Source organism: Williamsia sp. (genome assembly GCF_016462415.1).
Lineage (GTDB): Bacteria > Actinomycetota > Actinomycetes > Mycobacteriales > Mycobacteriaceae > Williamsia_A.
Map to the genome: position 1 here is coordinate 1 of NZ_JAEMTF010000065.1, position 22,706 is coordinate 22,706.

23 protein-coding genes are annotated in these 22,706 nt (G+C 67.8%); 11 read left to right on the forward strand and 12 right to left on the reverse strand.

Annotated elements, in window-relative coordinates; genetic code table 11:
- From JHC79_RS15570 to JHC79_RS15580, 3 genes are all read right to left on the reverse strand, one after another.
- Positions 1-893: lytic murein transglycosylase (locus JHC79_RS15570; RefSeq protein WP_296392394.1), on the reverse strand; the 893-nt coding region annotated here is incomplete at its 3' end.
- A 132-nt stretch (positions 894-1,025) separates the two neighbouring features.
- On the reverse strand, positions 1,026-1,595 hold the full coding sequence (locus JHC79_RS15575; protein ID WP_296392429.1) for a DUF1003 domain-containing protein: 570 nt from the start codon (positions 1,593-1,595) through the stop codon (positions 1,026-1,028).
- 8 nt (positions 1,596-1,603) lie between these two features.
- A complete protein-coding gene (locus JHC79_RS15580; protein ID WP_296392396.1) occupies positions 1,604-2,902 on the reverse strand; it encodes a CBS domain-containing protein in 1,299 nt (432 codons plus the stop codon).
- Between the two features lie 56 nt (positions 2,903-2,958).
- Here JHC79_RS15580 and JHC79_RS15585 point away from each other — a divergent pair, with 56 nt between their 5' ends.
- The 6 genes from JHC79_RS15585 to ugpC all read left to right on the forward strand — a co-directional run bounded on the left by JHC79_RS15585 (position 2,959) and on the right by ugpC (position 9,136).
- Entirely contained in the window at positions 2,959-3,912 is a 954-nt protein-coding gene (locus JHC79_RS15585) for a CoA ester lyase (protein ID WP_296392398.1), read from the forward strand.
- A complete protein-coding gene (locus JHC79_RS15590; RefSeq protein ID WP_188490657.1) occupies positions 3,909-4,403 on the forward strand; it encodes a general stress protein in 495 nt (164 codons plus the stop codon). Before JHC79_RS15585 ends, JHC79_RS15590 begins: the two co-directional genes overlap by 4 nt.
- Positions 4,404-4,714: 311 nt before the next feature.
- Positions 4,715-6,121, forward strand: coding sequence for an extracellular solute-binding protein (locus tag JHC79_RS15595; RefSeq protein ID WP_296392432.1), 1,407 nt, complete (start codon positions 4,715-4,717; stop codon positions 6,119-6,121).
- Positions 6,118-7,122 carry a sugar ABC transporter permease gene (locus tag JHC79_RS15600; RefSeq protein ID WP_296392400.1) on the forward strand — a complete coding sequence of 335 codons (1,005 nt, stop codon included), beginning with the start codon at positions 6,118-6,120 and terminating at the stop codon, positions 7,120-7,122. Before JHC79_RS15595 ends, JHC79_RS15600 begins: the two co-directional genes overlap by 4 nt.
- Before the next feature lie 8 nt (positions 7,123-7,130).
- Positions 7,131-7,961: a carbohydrate ABC transporter permease gene (locus JHC79_RS15605; RefSeq protein ID WP_296392402.1), complete on the forward strand. Its 831-nt coding sequence runs from the start codon at positions 7,131-7,133 to the stop codon at positions 7,959-7,961.
- A gap of 2 nt (positions 7,962-7,963) precedes the next feature.
- Entirely contained in the window at positions 7,964-9,136 is a 1,173-nt protein-coding gene (gene ugpC, locus JHC79_RS15610) for a sn-glycerol-3-phosphate ABC transporter ATP-binding protein UgpC (RefSeq protein WP_296392405.1), read from the forward strand.
- A gap of 43 nt (positions 9,137-9,179) precedes the next feature.
- On the opposite strand, the gene JHC79_RS15615 is transcribed toward ugpC, so the two are convergent.
- Together JHC79_RS15615 and JHC79_RS15620 are read right to left on the reverse strand one after the other, a co-directional pair.
- Positions 9,180-10,037 carry a chromosome partitioning protein ParB gene (locus JHC79_RS15615; protein ID WP_296392406.1) on the reverse strand — a complete coding sequence of 286 codons (858 nt, stop codon included), beginning with the start codon at positions 10,035-10,037 and terminating at the stop codon, positions 9,180-9,182.
- On the reverse strand, positions 10,027-10,737 hold the full coding sequence (locus JHC79_RS15620; protein WP_296392408.1) for a metallophosphoesterase: 711 nt from the start codon (positions 10,735-10,737) through the stop codon (positions 10,027-10,029). Before JHC79_RS15620 ends, JHC79_RS15615 begins: the two co-directional genes overlap by 11 nt.
- A 40-nt stretch (positions 10,738-10,777) precedes the next feature.
- Here JHC79_RS15620 and JHC79_RS15625 point away from each other — a divergent pair, with 40 nt between their 5' ends.
- Positions 10,778-11,368, forward strand: a complete 591-nt coding sequence (locus tag JHC79_RS15625) for a suppressor of fused domain protein (RefSeq protein ID WP_296392434.1) — start codon at positions 10,778-10,780, stop codon at positions 11,366-11,368.
- On the opposite strand, the gene JHC79_RS15630 is transcribed toward JHC79_RS15625, so the two are convergent.
- Entirely contained in the window at positions 11,365-12,432 is a 1,068-nt protein-coding gene (locus JHC79_RS15630; protein ID WP_296392410.1) for a magnesium and cobalt transport protein CorA, read from the reverse strand. The two genes, JHC79_RS15625 and JHC79_RS15630, sit on opposite strands and share 4 nt — an antisense overlap.
- A gap of 148 nt (positions 12,433-12,580) precedes the next feature.
- On the opposite strand from JHC79_RS15630, the gene JHC79_RS15635 reads away from it, so the two are divergent.
- From JHC79_RS15635 to JHC79_RS15645, 3 genes are read left to right on the forward strand one after another with little or no spacing between them, the layout of a single operon-like run.
- The gene (locus JHC79_RS15635) at positions 12,581-13,756 is read left to right on the forward strand and encodes an NADP-dependent malic enzyme (RefSeq protein ID WP_296392437.1); all 1,176 of its coding nucleotides are present in this window, start codon (positions 12,581-12,583) and stop codon (positions 13,754-13,756) included.
- A 12-nt stretch (positions 13,757-13,768) separates the two neighbouring features.
- Entirely contained in the window at positions 13,769-14,710 is a 942-nt protein-coding gene (locus JHC79_RS15640; RefSeq protein ID WP_296392413.1) for a glycine betaine ABC transporter substrate-binding protein, read from the forward strand.
- Positions 14,711-14,712: 2 nt separating this feature from the next.
- Positions 14,713-15,489 (forward strand): MBL fold metallo-hydrolase, encoded by a 777-nt coding sequence (locus tag JHC79_RS15645; protein ID WP_296392414.1) that lies wholly within the window; start codon positions 14,713-14,715, stop codon positions 15,487-15,489.
- Here JHC79_RS15645 and JHC79_RS15650 read toward each other — a convergent pair.
- The 5 genes from JHC79_RS15650 to JHC79_RS15670 all read right to left on the reverse strand — a co-directional run bounded on the left by JHC79_RS15650 (position 15,463) and on the right by JHC79_RS15670 (position 20,443).
- Positions 15,463-16,650 carry a hypothetical protein gene (locus tag JHC79_RS15650; protein WP_296392416.1) on the reverse strand — a complete coding sequence of 396 codons (1,188 nt, stop codon included), beginning with the start codon at positions 16,648-16,650 and terminating at the stop codon, positions 15,463-15,465. The genes JHC79_RS15645 and JHC79_RS15650 overlap by 27 nt on opposite strands.
- A 67-nt stretch (positions 16,651-16,717) precedes the next feature.
- On the reverse strand, positions 16,718-16,969 hold the full coding sequence (locus JHC79_RS23850) for a hypothetical protein (protein WP_366782898.1): 252 nt from the start codon (positions 16,967-16,969) through the stop codon (positions 16,718-16,720).
- A 224-nt stretch (positions 16,970-17,193) separates the two neighbouring features.
- On the reverse strand, positions 17,194-18,105 hold the full coding sequence (locus tag JHC79_RS15660; RefSeq protein WP_296392421.1) for an alpha/beta hydrolase: 912 nt from the start codon (positions 18,103-18,105) through the stop codon (positions 17,194-17,196).
- The gene (locus JHC79_RS15665) at positions 18,102-18,929 is read right to left on the reverse strand and encodes an SDR family NAD(P)-dependent oxidoreductase (protein WP_296392422.1); all 828 of its coding nucleotides are present in this window, start codon (positions 18,927-18,929) and stop codon (positions 18,102-18,104) included. The genes JHC79_RS15660 and JHC79_RS15665 overlap by 4 nt, the downstream gene beginning before the upstream one ends.
- A 14-nt stretch (positions 18,930-18,943) precedes the next feature.
- Positions 18,944-20,443: an NAD(P)/FAD-dependent oxidoreductase gene (locus JHC79_RS15670; protein ID WP_296392424.1), complete on the reverse strand. Its 1,500-nt coding sequence runs from the start codon at positions 20,441-20,443 to the stop codon at positions 18,944-18,946.
- Positions 20,444-20,513: 70 nt separating this feature from the next.
- Between JHC79_RS15670 and JHC79_RS15675 the strand changes: the two genes are divergently transcribed.
- Complete coding sequence (locus JHC79_RS15675) at positions 20,514-21,116, forward strand: TetR/AcrR family transcriptional regulator (protein WP_296392426.1); 603 nt, start codon at positions 20,514-20,516, stop codon at positions 21,114-21,116.
- On the opposite strand, the gene JHC79_RS15680 is transcribed toward JHC79_RS15675, so the two are convergent.
- On the reverse strand, positions 21,117-22,706 hold a 1,590-nt coding region (locus JHC79_RS15680; protein WP_296392428.1), incomplete at its 5' end, for a multifunctional oxoglutarate decarboxylase/oxoglutarate dehydrogenase thiamine pyrophosphate-binding subunit/dihydrolipoyllysine-residue succinyltransferase subunit. It abuts the gene before it with no gap.

Here is a 22,706-nt window from a genome sequence, read left to right on the forward strand (position 1 = left end):
GGGGTCGACGGTGCGCGCCCGGGCAGGCCGGGGGCGGCGACCGGTGCGGACACCTTGGTCGACGGTGGGCGTTTGGGTTCGAGGATGCCGGTGGTGGGCATCGCCCCCGTGGCGTACGCCAGGGCCCAGGTGAGGACGTTGGTCGCGTACTCGACGGAGTTGTTGTAGCGCAACACCGAACTCACCCGGTGTGAGTCGGCCATGATGTCGCTGACCCCGGAGCAGAGGTAGCGGCCCGCGGCGAGGGTTGCGTCGAAGATGTTGTTCGGATCGGCCTTGCCGTCGCCGTTGGCGTCGGTGCCCCACGCCGCCCACGTGCTCGGGATGAACTGCATGGGTCCCATCGCGCGGTCGTGCGTCGCGTCGCCGTCGATGGCGCCCTTGTCGGTGTCGGTGATGACGGCATTGCCCGCGAGGGTGCCGTTGAGCAGAGGGCCCTCGATGGGGTTGATGGTGGTCCCGGAGGCGTCCACCGATCCGTCGCCCGCGTGGCCGGACTCGATGCGGCCGATGCCGGCGAGCAGGAACCAGGGAAGTCTGCAGGCGGCGTTCTCCGCGCCGACCCGATCGGCCGCGAGCTTGTAGGCCTGCAGGACGATGCCCGGGATCCCCAACGGTCCGGGCGGCAGTGCGGGTGCGAGGACCCGCAGCGCATCGACGGCCGCGGCGGGTCGTGCGGCGGGCGGAGCGAAGCCCGCGGGCGTCCGGGTCGCGCCGGGGAGCACCTCGGCGACGGGGGCCTCGGCGCGGGCCGCGGCCACGGCCGCCTCCGAGGCGGGCTGACGCTGGGCGCTGGAGGTGGCCGCCCCGAGGACGAACACCCCGATGAGGATGCTCGCGACACTCAACGACACCGCGCGGCGCGGGAAATGCTCGCGAATCGAGGGGGGCACAGAAAACCGAGACACGTTGGGAAAGCTCCGTTCTCGCCGATCTTTACGTCATCCCCCGACCCGGGACTGTGACCCACGATACATATGTGGTCACGGTGACGTAGCGGATCGGTCACAACCGATCACCGCTGATCAGTCGTCGGAGGCGTCGCGTTTCGAGCCGGCCTTGAGCTCGCTTTTCGGGGCGTCGCTGTTCTTGCCCTCGGAGTTCCGCCGTTTCTCGGCCTTCTTGAGCTGTGTCGTCATCTCGGTCAACAGGTCGTCGAGCTCCTTGCGGAGATAGTCGCGCGTGACCGTGTCTCCGACGGCCAGCCGCACGGCGGCGAGTTCCCTGGCGAGGAACTCGGTGTCGGCCTTGGTCTGCTCGGCACGCATCCGGTCCTCTTCGAGCGCCACCCGGTCGCGGTTCTCCTGGCGGTTCTGCGCCAGCAGGATGAGCGGGGCCGCGTAGGCGGCCTGCGTCGAGAACGCCAGGTTGAGCAGGATGAACGGGTACGGATCCCAGCGGATGCTGATCGCCACGAGGTTCAGGGTGATCCACACGATCACGACGACGGTCTGGATACCGAGGTACCGGCCGGTCCCGAGGAACCGGGCCAGGCGCTCGCTGTAGACGCCGATGATGTCGGAGTCGAGATGGAAGCGGAAGCGTCGACGCCCGCTGCGCGGGGTGTCGAGCTTGCCCCGCGTCGACCGCGACACCTCGGGGCTCACGGCGTGACCTCGGCGGTCGCGGTGACGTCCTGCGGCTCGGTCTCACGCCAGTCCTCGGGCAGCAGGTGGTCGAGGAGGTCGTCCACAGTGACCGCGCCCATCAGGTGTCCCTCCTCGTCGACGACCGGTCCGCACACCAGGTTGTACGTCGCGAAGTAACGGGTGACGGTCTCGAGCGAGTCCTCGGGGTTGAGGTGTGCGAGGTCGGTGTCGAGGATCCCGCCGACCAGATTGGCGGGGGGCTCACGCAGTAGTGCCTGCAGGTGGACGCACCCCAGGTACTTGCCGGTCGGGGTCGCCGTCGGAGGGCGTACGACGAACGTGAGGCTGGCCGAGGCCGGCGTCAGATCGATGTTGCGGGCCCGGGCCAGAGCCTCGGCGATGGTGGTCGACGCGGTCACCACCAGCGGTTCCGGAGTCATCAGACCACCCGCGGTGTCGGGGGAGTGCGAGAGGAGTCGGCGGACGGGCTCGGACTCGACCGGGTCCATCAGCTGCAGCAGCGCCTCGGCCTCGACGTCGGGCAGCTCACCGAGGAGGTCGGCGGCGTCGTCGGGGTCCATCGCCTCGAGGACGTCGGCGGCGCGGTCCACCTCCATGCGACTGATCAGCGCGGTCTGGTCGTCGGTCGGCAGCTCCTGGATGACGTCGGCCAGACGCTCGTCGTCGAGCGCCGCGGCGATCTCCATCTGACGTTTCGGCGGCAGCTCGCGCAACGCGTTGGCCACGTCGGCCGCACGCATGCCGTCGAACTGCGAGAGAGCTTGCGCCACACCCTGTCCGGGTAGCTCGAGGGCGCTGTGGGTGAGGCCACGGACGGTGTTCCATTCCACCACGTGCGTGCCGCCGCGCCTGCCGAGTCGTGATCGCAGACCGCGCACCGCCACCCGGGAGACCGTCCAGTCCCTGGTCCGGTTCCGCTCGATGCCCAGGTCGACGACGGTCGCGTCGGTGGTCGCCAACTCGGGGATGTCGGGATCGACGATGCGGACGCGGGAATCGAGGATCTGACCGATGGCCAGCGCCTCGCCGGGGCGGAGGTTGAGTCGTCGCATGCTGACGGTACCGGTGTTGAGCGTCACCGAGTTCGGCTCGATGTTGGTGACGCGCAGCATCGGCACGAAGATCCGTCGTCGCGTGGACAACTCGACGGCCAGACCGAGGGCACGCGGCTGGGCGGCGTCGTACCGCAGGGCGAGCACGAGGTCGCGCACCCGACCGATCTGTTCGCCGTCCGGGCCGAGTACCGCCAGGCCCGCGAGCCTGGCCACGAACACCTTGCTCACTGCTGCCATGGCTGTAAGGGTAGTCAACGCCCGTTGTGACGCCGCTCGCGGAGAGGTATGTACGCATGCAGACAGAGTCGAGGCCGGGTGTGCCGCGCTCGGTGCTGGCCGTTCCGGGCAGTTCGGCGAAGATGCTCGGCAAGGCGCGCGATCTGCCCGCCGACGAGGTGTTCTGCGATCTCGAGGACGCGGTCGCCCCGAGCGAGAAGGAGGCGGCGCGCGCGACGATCGTCGAGGCGCTCGCCCATCCTGGATGGGGACGCACGCGGCGGGCGGTACGGGTCAACGGGTGGGCGACCCCGTGGACCCACGACGATCTCATCTCGGTCGTCGGTGGCGCCGGTGAACACATCGACTCGGTCATCCTGCCGAAGGTGCGCTCGGGCGCGGAGGTCGTCGCGATCGACCTGCTGTTGACCCAACTCGAGACCAAACATGACCTCGAGCCGTCGGCCATCGGCATCCAGGCGCAGATCGAGGATGCGATCGCTCTGACGAAGATCAACGAGATCGCCTCGGCCAGTCCGCGTCTGGAGTCGCTGGTACTCGGCCCGGCAGACATGGCCGCGAGCCTGGGCATGCGGACGCTGACGACGGGGGAGCAACCAGAGGGGTATGTACGCGGTGACGCGCACCACCACGTGCTGATGTCGGTGCTGATCGCTGCCCGTGCGCACGGCCTGGCCGCCATCGACGGCCCCTATCTCGCGATCGAGGCGCCAGAGGCGTTCCGCCGCAACGCAGCCGCGGTCGCAGCGTTGGGATTCGACGGGAAATGGGTGATCCACCCCAGTCAGATCGAGGACGCCAACGCTGCCTTCGCGCCCCGACAGAGCGACTACGACGCCGCCGAGAACCTTCTCGACGCCTATCGGGAGGCGACGTCGGGCCCCGGCGACGCACGCGGTGCGGTGCGCCATCGCGGTGAGATGATCGATGAGGCGAGCGCTGCGATGGCAGCGGCGATCGCGCGGAAGGGCCGCGCCGCCGGCCTGCAACGAGAGGACCACCAGACATGACGAACCCGATGCGACCCGGTACCGGCCGTGAGACCCCGGGACTTCCCACGCCGCCCACCGGCTGGCCGATCGGCTCCTACGGCACCTACGCCGAGGCGCAGAAAGCGGTCGACTACCTGTCCGACGAGAACTTCTCCGTGCAGGACGTCACCATCGTCGGCGTCGACCTGATGCAGGTCGAGCGCGTGCTCGGTCGGCTCACCTGGGGCAAGGTGATCGGCGGTGGCATCGTGTCCGGCGCGTGGCTCGGACTGTTCTTCGGTCTGCTCGTCAGCCTCGTCGTGACCGGGAACGCAATCGTGCCACTGCTTTTCGGCCTCGTCGGCGGCATCGTCTTCGGGGTCATCTCGACCTCGATCCCGTATGCGGCCACGAAGGGTCAGCGCGACTTCGCCTCGACCATGCAGCTGGTCGCCGGTCGCTATGACGTGATCTGCGATCCCAAGAGTGCCGAGAAGGCTCGCGACCTGTTGGCGCGCACGTCCATCTGACCCGGCTCGCGATACCACACTCGGGTCATCGCCGACGGGGTTCGCGCGGTCCGGTTCGACGGTGGAGCGGCAAGATGTGGCCGCGCGGCGGCAATTTCGCAACTAGTTGGCACGATCATGCCGAATGTGTTGCGCGTCACGAATTGCCACATATAACGTAACGCCTCAGGCATTCGAAGGTGCACGCCGCTCGTTGGTGCGTGTGCTCCGGTCGCAAGGAGGCGCACGTGGCGGGGAACAGGTTTTCAGGGGGCGGGCCATCCCGTCCGCACCAGGGGGGATTTCTTCGTCGCCCCGGTGCGTCGAAGCTGATCGTCGCGGCTATCGCGGCCGCGGTGGTGATCCCCGGGGTCAGCGCGTGTGGCTCCGGCTACACGACGGGCACGCTCAACGCGTACGCCCCGGCTGACGGCGCGACCTTCATCGATCAGGTCGGCAAGAAGTGCAGCGCCGCGTCCAACGGTGAGTACAACATCGTCACCCACGCGTTGCCCAAGGCGGCCGACGATCAGCGACTGCAGCTCGCGCGCCGGCTCTCGGGCAACGATCACAGCCTGGACCTCATGGGCATGGACGTCGTGTGGACGGCCGAGTTCGCCGACGCCGGGTGGATCGAGCCGGTACCGCAGGATCTCGTGAACACGATCCAGTCGGACTCGTTGCCGGGCCCGTACGAGACCGCAGTGTGGAAGACCAAGGACGACAGCGAGAAGCGGCTCTACGCGATCCCGACGTGGACCAACACGCAGCTGCTGTGGTTCCGCCCCGACATCCTGCAGAAGTACCTGGGCAAGACCACCCCGCCGAAGACCTGGGACGAGGTCCTGTCGAACACCGAGCAGATCCGTGCGAAGGGCGGACCGAGCTATGTGATGGTGCAGGGCAAGCAGTACGAGGGTCTGATGGTGTGGTTCAACTCGTTGCTCACCAGCGCGGGCGGCCAGGTCGTCGATCCCGACGATCCCTCGAAGATCACCCTCAACGACACCCCCGCGCACCGCGCAGCGACCGAGAAGGCGCTCGAGATCATGCGCGCCGTGGCGCGAGCGCCCGGGCACGACCCGTCGATCAGCAACAGCGACGAGGGTTCGGGGCGCCTCGGGATGGAGAACGGCCTCGCCGCTTTCGAGATCAACTACCCCTTCGTCTTCCCAAGCATGCGGTCGAACGCCGCAGCCGGTGACGTCGCCTTCTTCCCGGAGATGGCGCAGCGCTACGGGAAGCTGTTCGCCGACGCCGACAACCCGCCCGCGGACTCCGAGCTCGGACCGGTCAACCAGTTCGTGCGCACGAAGTTCGACTTCACGCGGTATCCGGCGGTGAATGCCGGGACGCCGGCCAAGGTGACGGTCGGTGGCGTCAACCTCGCGGTCGCGAGCACGTCGAAGCAGAAGTCACTGGCCTTCAAGGCGGCTCAGTGCCTGACGAACTCCGATGCGCAGAAGGTGTACTCGATCAGCGGCGGTACCCCGCCGACGATCGCGTCGCTCTACGACGACCCCGAGTTCAAGCAGACCTATCCGATGGGCGACGACATCAAGGCCCAACTCGAGTCCGACGCGTCGTCGACGCGGCCGGCATCGCCGGTCTATCAGGCGATCTCGACGCTCCTGGTGGCCAAGCTGAGCCCGCCCGGGGGACTCGACCCGAAATCGGGGGTCGACGTGCTGGCCGAACAGGTTCGCAAGGCAATCGACGGTGAGGGACTGATTCCATGACAACTGCCGATGGTGGGCTCGCGCAGCCCGGTGGGCGGCACGCACGCCCGGACACCGCCGCCCCGACGCGGTCGCCGGCCCCGGCCGACGGCGGGGGTGCGCCTCCGACCGCGACGAACGTCAGTGAGGGCAAGAAGGCCGACCGGCGCCTGGGCCTGATGCTCATCGCGCCCGCCGCGATCGTGATGCTCGCCGTGACCGGTTACCCGATCATCTACTCGATCTACCTGAGCCTGTTCAAGGCGAGTCTCTCCGCACCGGGGGAGAACGAGTTCGTCTGGTTCACCAACTACGCGACCGCCCTCAGCGACAGCTACTGGTGGACCGCGTTCAGCGTGACGCTGGGTATCACGGTGGTCTCGGTGGCGATCGAGTTCGTCCTCGGTCTCGCGGTCGCACTCGTGATGCACCGCACCATTTTCGGCAAGGGGCTGGTGCGCACCGTCGTGCTCATCCCGTACGGCATCGTCACCGTCGCGGCCGCGTTCTCCTGGTACTACGCCTGGACGCCGGAGACCGGTTACCTGGCCAATCTGCTGCCCGACGGCACCGCACCGCTCACCGAGCAGTGGCCGTCGCTGGCGATCATCGTGCTCGCCGAGGTGTGGAAGACGACGCCGTTCATGGCGCTGCTGTTGTTGGCCGGCCTCGCGCTGGTCCCCGATGACCTGCTCAAGGCCGCCCAGGTCGACGGTGCCGGCGCGTGGACGCGGTTGGTCCGCATCACGATCCCGTTGATGAAGCCGGCGATCCTGGTGGCGCTGCTGTTCCGCACCCTCGACGCGTTCCGCATCTTCGACAACATCTATGTGTTGACGAAGGGGTCGAACGACACCGGGTCGGTGTCGGTCCTCGGGTACGACAACCTGTTCAAGGCGTTCAATCTCGGTGTCGGGTCGGCGATCAGCGTGCTGATCTTCCTGACCGTCGCGATCATCGCCGCACTGTTCATCAAGGGGTTCGGTGCATCGGCGCCCGGGTCCGACAACGAGGGGCGGTAGCGCCGAACATGAAACAGACTGCTGGGCGCAAGGTCGGTTGGTCCATCATCAACCTGCTCGTCGTGCTCTATGCCCTCATCCCGGTGCTGTGGATCGTGAGCCTCTCGTTCAAGACTCCCGGCCAGGTCACCGACGGCAACTTCATCCCCAAGAGCTTCACCTGGGAGAACTACAAGGGGATCTTCGACACCAGTGAGTTCACCAGCGCGCTGATCAACTCGATCGGTATCGGTCTGATCACCACCCTGATCGCGGTGATACTCGGCACCGTGGCGGCCTACGCCGTTGCGCGCCTGAATTTCCCGGGCAAGCGGGTGTTCATCGGCGCGACGCTGCTCATCGCGATGTTCCCGCAGATCTCGCTGGTGACACCGTTGTTCAACATCGAGCGCGCGGTGGGGTTGTTCGACACCTGGCCAGGGCTGATCCTGCCGTACATCACCTTCGCGCTGCCGCTGGCGATCTACACGCTCTCGGCGTTCTTCCGGGAGATCCCGTGGGAGTTGGAGAAGGCCGCGAAGATGGACGGTGCCACACCGGCCCAGGCGTTCCGCAAGGTCATCGCGCCGCTGGCCGCGCCGGGCATCGTCACCGCGGCGATCCTCGTCTTCATCTTCGCCTGGAACGACCTGCTCCTGGCGATCTCACTGACCTCGACGGAGCGGTCGATCACCGCACCGGCGGCGATCGCCAACTTCACCGGTAGCTCGCAGTTCGAGGAGCCGACCGGCTCGATCGCGGCGGCCGCCGTCGTGATCACCATTCCGATCATCATCTTCGTGCTCTTTTTCCAACGTCGAATCGTTGCCGGCCTGACCTCCGGCGCTGTGAAGGGATAACCATGGCCGACATCGTTCTCGACAAGGTGACCAAGAAATACCCCGACGGCTCGCTGGCGGTCAGCGAGGTGAGCATCGAGATCGCCGACGGCGAGTTCGTGATCCTCGTGGGGCCCTCGGGCTGCGGCAAGTCCACGACACTCAACATGATCGCCGGCCTCGAGGACATCTCCTCGGGTGAGCTGCGCATCGGCGGGACCCGCGTCAACGAGAAGGCCCCGAAGGACCGCGACATCGCGATGGTCTTCCAGAGCTACGCGCTGTACCCGCACATGACCGTGCGCGACAACATCGCCTTCCCGCTCACGCTCGCGAAGCTGTCGAAGTCGGAGATCGCGGCGAAGGTCGACGAGGCCTCGCGGATCCTCGACCTGGGCCAGTACCTCGACCGCAAGCCGGCCAACCTCTCCGGTGGTCAGCGTCAGCGCGTCGCGATGGGGCGTGCGATCGTGCGTGATCCCAAGGCCTTCCTCATGGACGAGCCGCTGTCGAACCTCGACGCGAAGCTGCGCGTGCAGATGCGCACCGAGATCTCCCGGCTGCAGCAGCGACTGGGCACCACCACGGTCTACGTCACCCACGACCAGACCGAGGCGATGACGCTCGGCGACCGTGTCGTGGTGCTGCGCGGCGGACACGTCCAGCAGATCGGATCACCGCAGGAGCTCTACGCCAACCCGGCGAACCTGTTCGTCGCCGGGTTCATCGGCTCGCCCGCGATGAACTTCCTGCCGGGCACGCTCACGGCCGGCTCGGTGCAGACCGCGATCGGCGAGATCGTCGTCCCCGACCACCAGAAGGTCGTGTCGAACGCGCAGTCGGTGCAGAGCAACGGTGAGGTGCTGGTGGGTATCCGCCCCGAGCACTTCGAGGACGCGAAACTGATCGACAGCCTGGCGCGCGGAAACGGCGGCACCTTCGCCGCCCACGTCGAGGTGCTCGAGTCGATGGGTTCGGACAAGTACGCCTACTTCACCGTCGAGGGCCAGCGGGCCTCGAGCGATGCGCTGGCGGAACTGGCTGCGGACTCCGGCGCGGATTTCGGTTCCAACCAGCTCATCGCGCGACTCTCCCCGGAGTCGACGATCAGCAAGGGCCAGTCCGCGGAGCTGTACTACGACACCTCGAAGGTCGCGCTGTTCGATCAGGCCAGCGGACACAACCTGCGTCTGTAGATCGCCTCCGCTCACGCACCACCGTGCCGCGTCGCAGACGACCTCAGGGTCGGCGACGCGGCGCGAGTGTCCGTAGCTCGTCGATGATGTCCTCGTCCCAGATGTGCTTGCGCACGAGGCGATACCGTTCGCAGGCGAGCCACATGTAGAGCTCGGCGTCGCTGGTGACCGACGGCAGGACCTCGGCGCGGCGCGCCATCCGTACCACCGGCAGGAACTCCTCGCCGAACCAGCGGCGCGCGATCTCACCGCGGGAGAGGAACTCGCCGATCTCCTGGGTCAGACGGAATCCCCACGCCTCCACGTTCTCCGCCAGCTCGGCGTAGTCGAACGGGTCCTCGACGGTGATGGCCTCGGCCTGCTTGCCCGCCAACGGCACCCGCGCGAGGAAGAGGCGGCGATGGTCCTTGAGCACCAGGTCGGAGGTGGCGTTGATCCCGTCGGGCGAGATACGGGTGTGGATCTCGGTGACGTAGGCGTCGAGCGTCTTGATGCGACGGGCGATCGCGATGGACACCCGGTGATGTCCGTCGACGACGAAGTGCATCGATCCGATGCGGTAGAGGATGATCGGCGGCACCGATTCGCCGCGTCGCTGCGCGGCCGCCAGCCGCTGCCACCGCGCCCGCACCCGCGCCGACGTGGGCCGGAAGTAGCGGTCGAAATCCCGTGTGCGGTCCACACTCCCGACGATGCTGGACACCTCGACGACGACCAGTCCGATGTTCGTCTCACCGGTGCGACCGAGCGCGGCCACCACCTCGTCGAACGGCAGGATCGTGTTGACGTCGGCGGGCGTCCTGGTGAACCACGCCGACAGGCGCGCGAGTTCGGCCTGGCGGCGTAGGCGGGTGAAGTCGTTCTCGGCGTCGGCGTCGGGGAACCCGGTGTCACGAGCCATGTCTGCGCCTCCGCACGGATATCCGGCTGCCGCCGGCGTCGATGTCGAAGACGGTGTAGCCCACGGTGTTCATCGACAGCGCACTGGTGTCCGACCCGTCCACCGGGATCTGCAGGTCCACCGGGGTCATCCCGTACGGGTGGATGTGCCCGTGGATCAGGGCCTGGGGTCGCAGTGTCCGCACCAGACCGACCAGGCAGCGGAACCCGATGTGCGGGCCGTCGTCACCGTCGCCGTACCCGCGGGCCGGGCTGTGGGTGAGCAGGATGTCCACCGGCACCGACGACCGCCGGGTGAGTCGCTGTCGCCACCGCAGCCGGTTCGCCCGGCGTCGCTGCGCCGCCTCGCGGTACTGGTTGGGACCGTCGTTGTAGCGGATGGAGCCGCCCAGTCCGGCGATCCGCAGACCCGCCACGGTGACCACGCGCCCGTCGGCGTTCACGGCACCGCGCGGGCCCGGATCGGACGCCGGGAGGCCGGCGCGGACCCATCCACCCCGGCCGCGGCGGAATCCGGAGAGGTCACGATCGTGGTTACCGGGGACGAAGACACACGGCGCGCCACTGCGGGTCGAGAGCGTCTCGAGATAGTCGAACGGCAGGTCGCCGGCACCGAGGATCAGATCGGGGGCGAGTTGTTCGACGAGACCGCAGGTCAGAGCATCGACCACCTCGTCGGCCACCGCGAGAACTCGCACCATGTGTCGAGGCTACCGGCCGGGAAGGTGTTGACTGATGGCGATGAGCGAGCACGTCACCGATCAGATCACCGGCCACCTGCAGACGGTTCTGTCCGGATCCCCACAGAAGGCATCCGTCACGTTCCTCGGGGTGGAGCCGGTGGACGTGCTGCGGTTCGAGACCGATGCGCAGGTCGTGTACGTCAGTGTCGGCTGCGCCCGCCACCCGATGACCGATCCGACCGACCTGGCCGCCGATCCGCTGCATGGTCCCCGTGCGGAGATAGTGATCAGGATGGCGCAGAAACGGGAACTGCCCGGGCTGCATCGCAGCCTCGCGTTGCTGGCCGCGGCGCCGTCGGTCGAGGGGATCGTCCTGGTGCCCGATGCGCTCATCGACCTGGGCGAGCCGCTGTGGTCGGGATCGTCGTGCACCGCGGTGGTTCTCGAGCCCGACGCCATCGACGACTGCCCGCTGCCGGAGCCGATGTCGGCGGTGACGTTCCTGCGCGCGGTGCCGGTCACCGGCAACGAGGCCGCCTGGGTCCGACTCCGCGGTGTCGACGCCCTGCGCCGCGCCTGGGACGAGGCGGGGATCGACGTCGCCGACCCCGATCGGATCGCTGCCGATCCGGGCGCCGCGCCCGCCTAGAGCCAGTGGTTGCGGCGGAAGGTGCGCCACAGCAGCACCGACACCGTCGCCAGGGACGCCAGGAGCACGTAATAGGAGTACTGCCAGTGCAGTTCGGGCATGTGGTCGAAGTTCATCCCGTAGATACCGGCGACCATGGTGGGCACCGAGGCGATCGCTACCCACGAGGTGATCTTGCGCATGTCGGTGTTCTGTTGGATACCGATCTTCGCCGAGGCGGCCTCGAGCAGCGACGTCAGGACCTCGTCGAAGGTGCCGATCTGCTCGGCGACGGTGGTGTGGTGATCGAGCACGTCGCGCATGTAGCGACGGACCTCCTTGGGACACAGATCGTTGTCCGGCGAGGTGAGTCGCTGCAGCGGGACCGCCAGCGGCGCGACGGCACGGCGTAGTTCGGTCATCTCGCGCTTGAGCAGGTAGACCGAGTCGATCTCGATGAGACCACCGGGGGAGAAGATGCTCTCCTCGAGTGAGTCGACGTCGGTCTCCACCGCTGCGGTCACGTCGAGGTAGGTGTCGACGACATAGTCGGCGATGGCGTGCATGACGACGTAGGGACCCAGCGCGAGACGGTCCGGGCGCGCTTCCAGCGCGTGGCGGACGCCCTTGAGCTCGGTGAAGTCGCCGTGCCGGACGGTGATGACGAAGTCGGGCCCGACGAAGATCATGATCTCGCCGGTCTCGACCACCTCCTTGGTGGTGTTCAGCGACTCGTGCTCGACGTATTTGACGGTGCGCAGCACGATGAACTGCGTGTCGTCGTAGCGTTCGAGCTTCGGTCGCTGATGGGCGTGTACCGCGTCCTCGACCATCAACTCGTGCAGGCAGAACGTCTCGGCCACGCCGTTCATCTGACGGTCGTCGGGTGCGTGCAGGCCGACCCAGACGAAGCCCTCGCCGGTGGCCCGGACCTCGGCGAGCGCCTCGCTGTAGGACCGCCGACCGGACATGCGGGTGCCGTCGACGTAGACGGCGCAGTCGACCACCGCGCGGGCAGGTGGGATCGGGACCTGCGGTCGGGGTGCGCCCCCACCGCTGGGTCGTAGTGACGGCAACGACGGCATGGTGGGACCTCCTCGAGGAGTGTGATGCATCCGGGCGCGGGGCCGGGGCGGCCGACGGCCGATGGCCGCGTCGCCATGGTACGGCGGTGACCGCGAACGCCCTACGGGTAGCGTGTGCGCCGTGCCGAACACCGTCGTCAGCGATGCCATCGAACCGACCGCCGCGAGCCCGACGTCGGTGGACATCACCCGTGACGACATCTTCGCCGGCCACGAGGGTGGGAAGTTGTCGGTGTCGATCACCGCTCCTCTCGACACCCGACGCGCTCTGTCGATCGCCTACACCCCCGGCGTCGCCGAGGTGTCGCGCGCCATCGCCGCGGACCCCGAACTCGTACGCCGGTACACGTGGACCGACCGCCTGGTGGTCGTGGTGAGCGACGGCAGCGCCGTGCTCGGCCTCGGCGACATCGGCCCGCGGGCGTCGTTACCCGTCATGGAGGGCAAATCTGCCCTGTTCAAGAGCTTCGCCGGACTCGACTCGATACCGCTCGTGCTCGACACCCAGGACCCCGACGAGATCGTCGAGACCCTGGTCCGACTGCGTCCGTCGTTCGGCGCGGTGAACCTCGAGGACATCTCCGCACCACGGTGTTTCGAGATCGAGAGGCGCGTCATCGAGGCGCTCGACTGTCCGGTCATGCACGATGACCAGCACGGCACCGCGATCGTCGTCCTCGCCGCTCTCAAGGGGGCGTGCACCCACCTGCGGCGCGATCGCCGCGACCTGAAGGTCGTCGTCTCCGGCGCCGGGGCGGCCGGGGTCGCCTGCGCGAACATGCTCCTCGCCGACGGGATCGCCGACGTCACCGTGATCGACTCGAAGGGGATCGTCTCCGCCGACCGGACCGACCTGCACGACGTGAAGGCCGATCTCGCGAGTCGTACCAATCCCGAGGGGCGCACCGGTCGACTCGCCGACGCGATGGTCGGCGCCGACGTGTTCCTGGGGCTCAGTGCCGGGACGGTGTCGGAGGAGGCGCTGGCCTCCATGTCGCCCGGGGGCATCATCTTCGCGCTGTCCAACCCGGACCCGGAGGTCCACCCCGACATCGCCCGGAAGTACGCGGCCGTCGTGGCCACCGGGCGCAGCGACTTCCCGAACCAGATCAACAACGTCCTCGCGTTCCCCGGCGTGTTCCGCGGTGCCCTCGACGCGCGCGCCCGACGGATCACCGAGACCATGAAGATCGCCGCCGCCGACGCGATCGTCGGGGTCCTCGGCGGGGAGTTGGCCGCCGACATGATCGTCCCCAGCCCGCTCGACCCCCGGGTGGCACCCGCGGTCGCCGCCGCCGTGGCGGCCGTGGCCGGCGAGGTGTAGGTCGTCGACACCGTGAGGCGTCCATCCGCTCTCGTCCGTGCCGTCCACGCCATCGTCGTGCTGCTGGTCGTGGTGATGGGCGGTGTCGCGTGCAGTGACTCGTCCGCCGCCGAGACCGACCTGGTCATCGGTAGCGCACCGGGTGCCGCGCCGCGGGTGGCGGCGCAGATCTACGCAGATGTCCTGCGCCACAACGGTGCCGCCGTGGCCGATGACGTGGTCACCGCGAGCTACCCGGGACTGCTCGCGGGTTTCGACTCCGGTCGCGTCGATCTCTTCCCCGCGTTCACCGGCACCCTGCTCGCCGAGTTGGCGCCCAATGCCACCGACACCGGTTCCGACGCCGTCTACGCCGCGCTGAACAGCGCGCTGCCGCAGGGTGTCTCGGTCGGCGATCCGACCCCGGTCTCCGATCAGCTGCAGGTGGTCGTCGCCGCATCGCTGTCCTCGGCGCGCGACGTCGACGAGTTGTCCGAGTGCAGCCGGTTGCCCGCGGGTCTGCCCGTGGTCGGTGACCGTGCCCCTGACCCGGGGACACTTGCCGCCCTCGGCGGTGTGGGGTGTCGGTTCGGACCGTTCCGGCAGGTCGCGAGCGTGGCGGAGGTCGTGTCCGCGGTGTCCGCCGGCACCGCGGTCGGCCTGGTCTCGACCCTGTCGACGGCAGGGACCGACGCGAACCTGCAGGCACTCGCCGACGCCACCGGGCAGCGCAGCGGCCGCCCGCAGGCCTCCGCCGCGCCTGCCGATCCGGCCGATCAACCCGCGATCCGGGCGCAGAACCTCGTCCCGGTCTTCTCCACCGCGGCGCTGACCCGCGACCAGATCAAGGCGATCAACAAGGTGGCGGGCGAGCTGACCACCGCGGACCTCGCGACCATGGCCGAGAAGGTGTCGCGCGATCCGGGCAGTCTCGACACGGTGGTCGGCAACTGGCTCGGCGAGCACAGCCTGTAGCCGTGCCCGACATCACCTGGTGGGGACACTCCACCGTCACCGTCTCCGACGGCGGAACCCGCGTGCTCACCGACCCGGTCCTCACCGGCGGCGTCGCGCATCTGCGTCGCCGACGTGGTCCGATCCCCGCGCCGGCCGCCCGCGACGCCGACGTCGTGCTCATCTCGCACCTGCACTCCGACCACCTGCACGTGCGGTCCCTGCGGTCGCTGGCCGACGACATCCCGCTCGTCGTGCCCCGGGGCGCGCGCGCCGCGGTACCCGGTCTGCGTCTGCTCGCCGACCGCGACATCCGCGAGGTCGTGCCCGGCGATGTCGTCGAGGTCGGGTCGGTCCGTGTGCGGGTGGTCCCCGCCGAGCACGACGGCCACCGGGTCCCCTGGGCGCACCGCTCGGTGACGCCGGTGGGCTACGTGATCGCCGGGACCGCGGTGACGTACTTCGCCGGGGACACCGACCTCTACGACGGGATGGCCGCAGCCGTCGGCCGATGCGATGTCGCCCTGCTACCGGTCGGCGGGTGGGGTCCCGGACTGGGAGAGGGGCACATGAACTCGGCGCGTGCCGCGCAGGCGGCCGCGCGACTCGAGGTCCCCGACGCCGTACCGATCCACTTCGGGACCCTGTGGCCGATAGGACTCGATCGGATCGCGCCGGACGAGTTCCTCCCACCGGGCGCGCGGTTCCGTGACGCGGCGGCGCGGGCCGCGCCGGGCACCACCGTGCACGAGCTCACGCCCGGGCAGACGGTGTCACTCGGAGGAGTTGCGCGCCGCTGAGACCCGCAGGGCGCGTCCGGCACGGCGTCGCAGCACCCATATGGGAAACGGCTTGCGTTCCCGCAGGATCCGCAACATCCGGTAGCGGTCGTAGAGCGTCACGATCAGCGACAGCAGCAGCAGGAAGAACAGGGCCGGGATCGGCTTGACCGAGGCCCCGCCGGGTGTCGGGAGCACGACCAGCGCCGCCACCACGCCGGCGTTGATCGTGCTGACCGCGACGAACTGCGCGAGCGTCGAACTCCATTGCGCGCCGCGCCCGGCCAACCAGTGGCTGACCACCGAGTTGGCGACGATCAGGATCGCGACCGTGACCACGATCTGGGTGCGGGAGGCGTTGACGCCGGGCAGGATCTGGGAGAACACGATGAGGATCATCGAGACCAGGATGATCTTCTCCAGCAGCGGTCCCCGGACGAACGCGTTCTGACGGGCCTGGACCGTCGGCGGCACCTGGTCGACGTTGCCGCCGCGAGTGCGTTGCGAGACATCGAATCCGAACGGCCAGTCGCCCTGGGGAAGACGTCGCAGCCCGATCCGGGCGAGCGCGATCAGGCCGACGGCCAGCACGAGGACGACAGCGATCACCCAGAGGCGGTTGGCGATCGCGGTGCCCCAGCCGTCGGTGATGGCGGCGCCGAAGACCTTTGTCTTCAGTTCGTCGGTCACGTCGAGTTCGGCGATGTGCAGCCACCACTCCTGCGGCAGCTTGATGATGACCCAGATGCCCACGGCGAGTGCGAGCAGCAGTTGTCGACGCATCCGTGTCGGTGACCAGTGCGTGCGCACCACCTCGTAGGCGATGAAGAAGTACTCGAAGGTGTTGGGGAACACCAGGAGCAGCCAGCGGGCGTCACTGAACTCGAACAGCACGACGCCGATCAGGCGGTAGTAGAACAGGAACCGCGCGATGCCGAACGCAAACGGGTCCGACCAGTTCTGCAGCGTCGAGAGGTAGGCGATGGCCAGGTAGTAGACGTCGAGGGCCTTGTCGTACTGCTGGTATCCGTCGATGTCGAGACCGGGCACCTGCTGGAAGACGGTCTGGTCGACCGCATCGAGCACCAGCGACGCGATGATCGCGGGCACCGGGAACCGGGGGATGAACAGCGGCACGATGAGTCGCAGAGCCACGACCGCCAACACCACCGCGCTACCCACGACGCCTCCCCTGCGACCACACCCCCACGATGGCGCTCAGTCCGAGTCGCCTAGGAGATCATAGGGGTCACCGCGGCTGCGGCGGATATCCGTGCGCGAGTGCCGACCATTGCGTTCGCGCGGACTTGATCGCGCGGCGATTGCTGGACAGGGCGAGCCAGTTGAACAGCAGGACCGAGGCGATGCTCCACCATCCGGCGCCGAGACAATGCGACTGGGCTCGTTGGAAGTACGCCTCGCACTGCTCGATCGTGCCGACGACGGTGTACGACCGCTGCGACCACATCAACACCATGCCGGTGTGCTCGGTCAGACGCATCTGGAACAACGGTGGCCCCTGCGCATACGGCGGCGGCTGATGGTGCGCAGGCTGAAAGCCCTGACCGGGATACAGCTGATTGGGATAGGGCTGGGGCGGATACGGCTGGTTGGGATACGGCTGGGGCGGATAGGGCTGAGGGGGGTGGCCGTGAGTCTGCCGTGGATCCTGCTGATGGGGCTGCGGTCCCGACATGAGACTCCGATCTGCGTTGCCGCGTGCGCTCAGGCCAGGTGGGTACGGAGGAAACCGCCGAGGTGGTCGACGGCGTCGGCGGCCTCACGCAACATACCGGCCTGCTGGTGCCCGACGTGCCACAGTCGCTCGAACTCCACCAGATCGACCTCGACGTCGGACGCACGGAGCTTCTCGGTGAACCGGATCACCTGGTCGTAGAGCGCCTCCCGTCGGCCGATGTGCACCACCGTCGGGGGAAGAGCCGTGAGGACGCCGTGCAGCGGCGCGTACCCGGGGTCGGTCGGGTCGCCGTCGGCGAGGTATGCCGCCGCGCAGAACCGCGACCATCCTCGATTGACCACCGAATCGGTCGACCACGTCTCGTGACTGTCGTCGCCGGGATCGACCCACGGCGAGATCAGGCCGAGTGCCGCCGGTCGCAGATCATGGTCGTCGGCGAGTCGGCGTGCCGCCGCCACCGACAACCCGCCGCCGGCCGAGTCACCGGCCACGGCGACCGTCTCCGGGGTGAAGCCGTGGTTGTCGACGAGGTCGCGGAACGCCGCCACGGCATCGTCGAGTGCGGCCGGGTAGGGGTCCTCCGGTGCGAGCCGGTAGTCGACCACGTACAGCGCGGCACCGGTCACCGCGGCGAGATGCGCGGCGAGGTGGCGATGTGAGTGCGGCGACCCGAGGGTGTACCCACCGCCGTGCAGGAACAACACCGCGCGGTCGGTCTCGCTGGCGCCCACCGTCACCCGCTCGGTCGGGCGACCGCCCAGGGTGAGGGTGCGCACGACCGTGTCGCGGGGCAACGGCTCGATGTCGAGGGCACGATCGGCCGCGGCACGCTGGAGTGAGAGCGGCAGACTCGGGTGGAGCATCGCCCGGTACATGAGCCGCGTGAGCGGCTCGACCACACCGATCGGGAGCTTGGGGCCGGCGGGCGAATACGTCATCGCGGCTTGAGCATCGAGCCGCTGACCTTCGCGGTCACCGCCTGGTACTTCGAGGCGGTCACGCGCACGAGGAGGTCGAGGATCTTCGCGTCGGCGCCCACGAGAACACGCGCGCGGTCCTTCTCGACCGCGTTGATGATGATCTCCGCCGCCCGTGGCGAGGTGGTCCGGGCCAGCTTCTTGTCGAACATCGCGGCGAACTGCGCCGCGTCGCTGCCGTCGGCGACGGTGGCGTTGCGGGCGATGGCGGTCTTGATGCCGCCGGGGTGCACACAGGTCACCTTCACGTTGTGCCCCGCGAGCTGCATCTCCTGGTTGAGCGACTCGGTGAAGCCGCGCACCGCGAACTTCGCGGCGTTGTAGGCGCTCTGACCCGGGATGGCGAGGATGCCGAACAGCGACGAGGTGTTCACGACATGACCGTCACCGGAGGCGATGAGGTGCGGCAGAAACGCCTTGGTGCCGTTGACGACTCCCCAGAAGTCGACGTCCATCAGGCGCTCGTAGTCCTTGAACGAGGTCTGCTCGACCTCGGCGTGGTGGGCGATGCCCGCGTTGTTGAACACGACGTTGACCTTGCCGTAGTGGGCGAGGACGGTGTCGGCGTACTCCAGCACCGCCTCCCGCTCGGCCACGTTGAGCAACTGCGAATGGACCTCGGCACCACGGCTCTCCAGCATCGCCACCGTCTCGTCGAGCCCGATGGGGTTCATGTCGGAGATGGCGAGCTTGGCGCCCTTGGCCGCAAGCTGGAGCGCGAGATCGCGTCCCATACCCGAGGCGGCGCCGGTGATGACCACGACCTTGCCGGCAAAACTCTTCACGGTGTCAGTTCCCTTCAGGAATTCGCGTCAGCGGTCGCGGTGGCACGTGTCGTGTCGTAGGCCGCGATGTCGAAGTTCTTGGTGGCCTTGCGGTAATTGAAGGTGAATCCGGGCCACAGCGTGGTGATGTTGCCGAACTCGTCCTTGTACCAGCTCGCGCAGCCGCCGTTCTCCCACACGCTGGTCGACAGGGTCTTCTGGATGGACTTGTTGTAGACCTTCTCGTCCTCGGCGCGGACCTCGGTGCGCGTGATGTCGTTGCGCTCGGTGGTCTTGAGGAAGTCCACCAGGTAGTTCAGCTGCGACTCGATCATGAACACCATCGAGGTGTGGCCGAGGCCGGTGGCCGGACCGACCATCAGGAACAGGTTCGGGAACCCGTGGATCATCGAGCCCTTGTAGCCCTTCATCCCGGTCTTCGCCCACACCTGGGCGAGGCTGTCACCGTTCTTGCCCACGATGTGTTCGAACCCGGGGGAGTCGGTGACGTGGAAGCCGGTGGCGACGACGATCGCGTCGACCTCACGGGTCACGCCGTCCTTGGTCACGATGCCGGTCGGGGTGACGTGGTCGATGCCGTCGGTGATGACGTCGACGTTGTCCTGCCCGAGCGCGGGGTAGTAGGTGTTCGACAGCAGGATGCGCTTGCAGCCCACCTTGAACTTCGGGGTGACCTTGTCGCGCTTGACGGGATCGGAGATGCCGCGGCGGATGTTGGCCTTGCCCGCGGCGTGCGCGGGACGCAGGACGTCGGGGCGGTGGGTGAGTCCGTAGGAGACCAGCTCGTGGGCCAGATAGATACCGGTGCGTGAGAGGCGCTGTACGCCGGGCACATTGCGGAAGAGCCAGTGCTCGAGACGGGTGTACTCGCGGTCCGCGCGGGGCAACACCCACGGGGCGGTGCGCTGGTAGACGTCCATGTGGCCGATCTTGGGCGCGAGCTCGGGGATGATCTGGATGGCCGAGGCGCCGGTGCCGATCACGGCGACGCGCTTGCCGGTCAGGTCGACGTCGTGGTTCCAGCGCGCGGAGTGGAAGATCTCGCCCTCGAAGTCGGCGATGCCCGTCACGTCGGGCAGGCGGGGCTCGCACAGCGGGCCGATGGCGCCGATGAGGATCTCCGCGCGGACCTGCGCATCGCCGGTCTCCGGGTGGGTGACGTCGACGATCCAACGGTTCTCGGTCTCGTTCCACACCGCGTTGGTGACCTCGACGCCGAACCGCGTCCGGCGGTGCAGCTCGTTCTTCTCCGCGACCGAATTGATGTAGGCGTGGATCTCGGCCTGCTTGGAGAACGACCGCGACCAGTTGGGGTTCAGCTCGAACGAGTAGGAGTAGAGATGCGAGGGCACATCGCAGGCGGCGCCGGGGTAGGTGTTGTCGCGCCAGGTGCCTCCGAAGTCGGAGCCGCGGTCGAGGATCAGGAAATCCTCGAACCCGTTCTGCTGCAGTTTGATTGCAGCACCCATGCCGGAGAAGCCGGCGCCGACGATAGCGATCTTGACATCGTTCATGGGTACGATCCTACACGCTATTGACGACCCGTCAATAAGCTATTGACAGCAATTCAGTACACTCATCTCCATGACGCAGGCCAAGCGCACACGGATGAGCCCCGAGGCTCGTCGTGAGCAGCTGATCGAGCACGGCATGTCCATGCTCGCCGACCGGACGTTGGACCAGGTCACCATCGACGCGATCGCCGAATCGGTGGGCGTGTCGCGGGCGCTGCTGTTCCACTACTTCGAGTCCAAGCAGGACTTCCACGTGGCCATCGCCCGTGAGCAGAGCCGACAGATGTTGGAGTGCACCGAGCCCGACCTGACACTCGGGGATCCGCTGCTGATCCTGCGCGGGTCGATGTCGGCGTTCGTCGACTACGTCTCGGCGCACCGCCACGTCTACGTGACGTTGCTGCGTGGTGCGATCGGTGCCGATCCCGCGATGCAGGAGGTCTTCGAGCAGACGCGCTCGGTCATGGCCAAGCGAGTCCTCGATCAGGCCTGGACCCTCGACCTACGCCCGACACCGTTGGTGCGGATCGCGGTCGACGGATGGATGGCGTTCGTCGAGGAGGTGACCGTCGCGTGGTTGACCGGCGACGACGGCATCGAACGCGACCACCTGCTCGACCTGATCACCTCGTCGCTGCCGCTGCTCGGGGGAGCAGCGGCAGCGAGCGAGTGACTATCCGAAGGCCTTGTCGATGATCTCTTGCTGCTCGACGGCGTGGACCTTGCTCGATCCCGACGACGGCGCCGACATCGCGCGACGCGACACCCGCTTGAGCGAGGAGAAGTACTCGGGCAGAACCTCGGGCAGGTTGAGCCCGAAGAACGGCCACGGTCCCTGGTTCGCCGGCTCCTCCTGAACCCAGAAGAACTCCTGCACGGCCGGGTACTGCTCCAGGATCTGGCCCAGTCGGCGATGCGGGATCGGGTAGAGCTGTTCGATGCGGATGATGGCGACGTCGTCGCGACCGTCCTTCTCCTTGCGCGCCGCGAGCTCGTAGTAGAGCTTGCCGCTGACCATGAGAACGCGCGTGACCTTGTCGCGCACCTTCTGATCGGTGATGGACGGGTCGTCGATCACCGACTTGAACTTGCCCTCGGTGAAGTCCTCCACGGGTGAGACGGCAGCCTTGTTGCGCAGCATCGACTTCGGGGTGAAGACCACGAGCGGACGGCTGATGCCGTCGAGCACGTGACGACGCAGCAGGTGGAAATAGCTGGCCGGGGTGGAGGGCACCGCGACGGTCATCGACCCCTCCGCGCAGAGCAGCAGGAACCGCTCGATCCGACCCGAGGTGTGGTCGGGTCCCTGGCCCTCGTGGCCGTGGGGCAGCAGCAGTACCACGTCGGAGAGCTGACCCCACTTGGCCTCACCGGAGGAGATGAACTCGTCGATGATCGACTGCGCGCCGTTGACGAAGTCGCCGAACTGCGCCTCCCACAACACGAGTGAGTCGGGGTTGCCGACCGAGTAGCCGTACTCGAAGCCGACGACCGCGAACTCGCTGAGCGCGGAGTCGTAGGCGTTGAACCGTCCACCGGAGCGCTCGCCCTCGGTGGAGACGAGCTGGTTCAGGGGCGTGTACTCCGCACCGGTCTTGCGGTCGATGATGACCGAGTGGCGCTGGCTGAACGTGCCGCGACGCGAGTCCTGGCCGGACAGGCGGACCGTGCGGCCTTCCTCGACGAGCGACCCGAAGGCGAGCAGTTCGCCGAACGCCCAGTCGATGTTGCCCTCACGGGACATCTCCTTACGGCGGGTGAGCACCGGCTTCACGCGCTGGTGGACCGAGAAGCCCTCGGGGACCTCGCCGAACGCGTCACCGATGGCCTCGACCGTCGCGCGGTCGATGCCGGTCATCAGCTTGGTCGGCAGCGTCTGGTCGGATTCGACCGACGGGCTCGGCGCCGCCTGGTACTTCTCGAGCTCCTTGACCTCGTTGAAGACCCGCTCGAGCTGACCCTGGTAGTCACGCAGGGCGTCCTCGGCCTCCTTGGTCGAGATGTCGCCACGACCGATCAGTGCCTCGGTGTAGCTCTTGCGGACACCGCGCTTGGTGTCGATCACGTCGTACATGGCCGGCTGGGTCATCGAGGGGTCGTCGCCCTCGTTGTGGCCGCGGCGGCGGTAGCAGACGAGGTCGATGACGACGTCCTTGTGGAAGGCCTGCCGGTAGTCGACGGCGAGCTTCGCGGCCCACACGCAGGCCTCGGGATCGTCGCCGTTGACGTGGAAGATCGGCGCGCCGATCATCTTCGCCACGTC

Excerpts from the sequence above, each read along its gene's own strand:
- JHC79_RS15580 (WP_296392396.1), bottom strand. The coding sequence starts at position 2,902 with ATGGCAGCAGTGAGCAAGGTGTTCGTGGCCAGGCTCGCGGGCCTGGCG.
- JHC79_RS15585 (WP_296392398.1), top strand. The coding sequence starts at position 2,959 with ATGCAGACAGAGTCGAGGCCGGGTGTGCCGCGCTCGGTGCTGGCCGTT.
- JHC79_RS15590 (WP_188490657.1), top strand. The coding sequence starts at position 3,909 with ATGACGAACCCGATGCGACCCGGTACCGGCCGTGAGACCCCGGGACTT.
- JHC79_RS15600 (WP_296392400.1), top strand. The coding sequence starts at position 6,118 with ATGACAACTGCCGATGGTGGGCTCGCGCAGCCCGGTGGGCGGCACGCA.
- JHC79_RS15605 (WP_296392402.1), top strand. The coding sequence starts at position 7,131 with ATGAAACAGACTGCTGGGCGCAAGGTCGGTTGGTCCATCATCAACCTG.
- ugpC (WP_296392405.1), top strand. The coding sequence starts at position 7,964 with ATGGCCGACATCGTTCTCGACAAGGTGACCAAGAAATACCCCGACGGC.
- JHC79_RS15615 (WP_296392406.1), bottom strand. The coding sequence starts at position 10,037 with ATGGCTCGTGACACCGGGTTCCCCGACGCCGACGCCGAGAACGACTTC.
- JHC79_RS15620 (WP_296392408.1), bottom strand. The coding sequence starts at position 10,737 with ATGGTGCGAGTTCTCGCGGTGGCCGACGAGGTGGTCGATGCTCTGACC.
- JHC79_RS15625 (WP_296392434.1), top strand. The coding sequence starts at position 10,778 with ATGAGCGAGCACGTCACCGATCAGATCACCGGCCACCTGCAGACGGTT.
- JHC79_RS15630 (WP_296392410.1), bottom strand. The coding sequence starts at position 12,432 with ATGCCGTCGTTGCCGTCACTACGACCCAGCGGTGGGGGCGCACCCCGA.
- JHC79_RS23850 (WP_366782898.1), bottom strand. The coding sequence starts at position 16,969 with ATGCGTCTGACCGAGCACACCGGCATGGTGTTGATGTGGTCGCAGCGG.
- JHC79_RS15660 (WP_296392421.1), bottom strand. The coding sequence starts at position 18,105 with ATGACGTATTCGCCCGCCGGCCCCAAGCTCCCGATCGGTGTGGTCGAG.
- JHC79_RS15670 (WP_296392424.1), bottom strand. The coding sequence starts at position 20,443 with ATGAACGATGTCAAGATCGCTATCGTCGGCGCCGGCTTCTCCGGCATG.
- JHC79_RS15675 (WP_296392426.1), top strand. The coding sequence starts at position 20,514 with ATGACGCAGGCCAAGCGCACACGGATGAGCCCCGAGGCTCGTCGTGAG.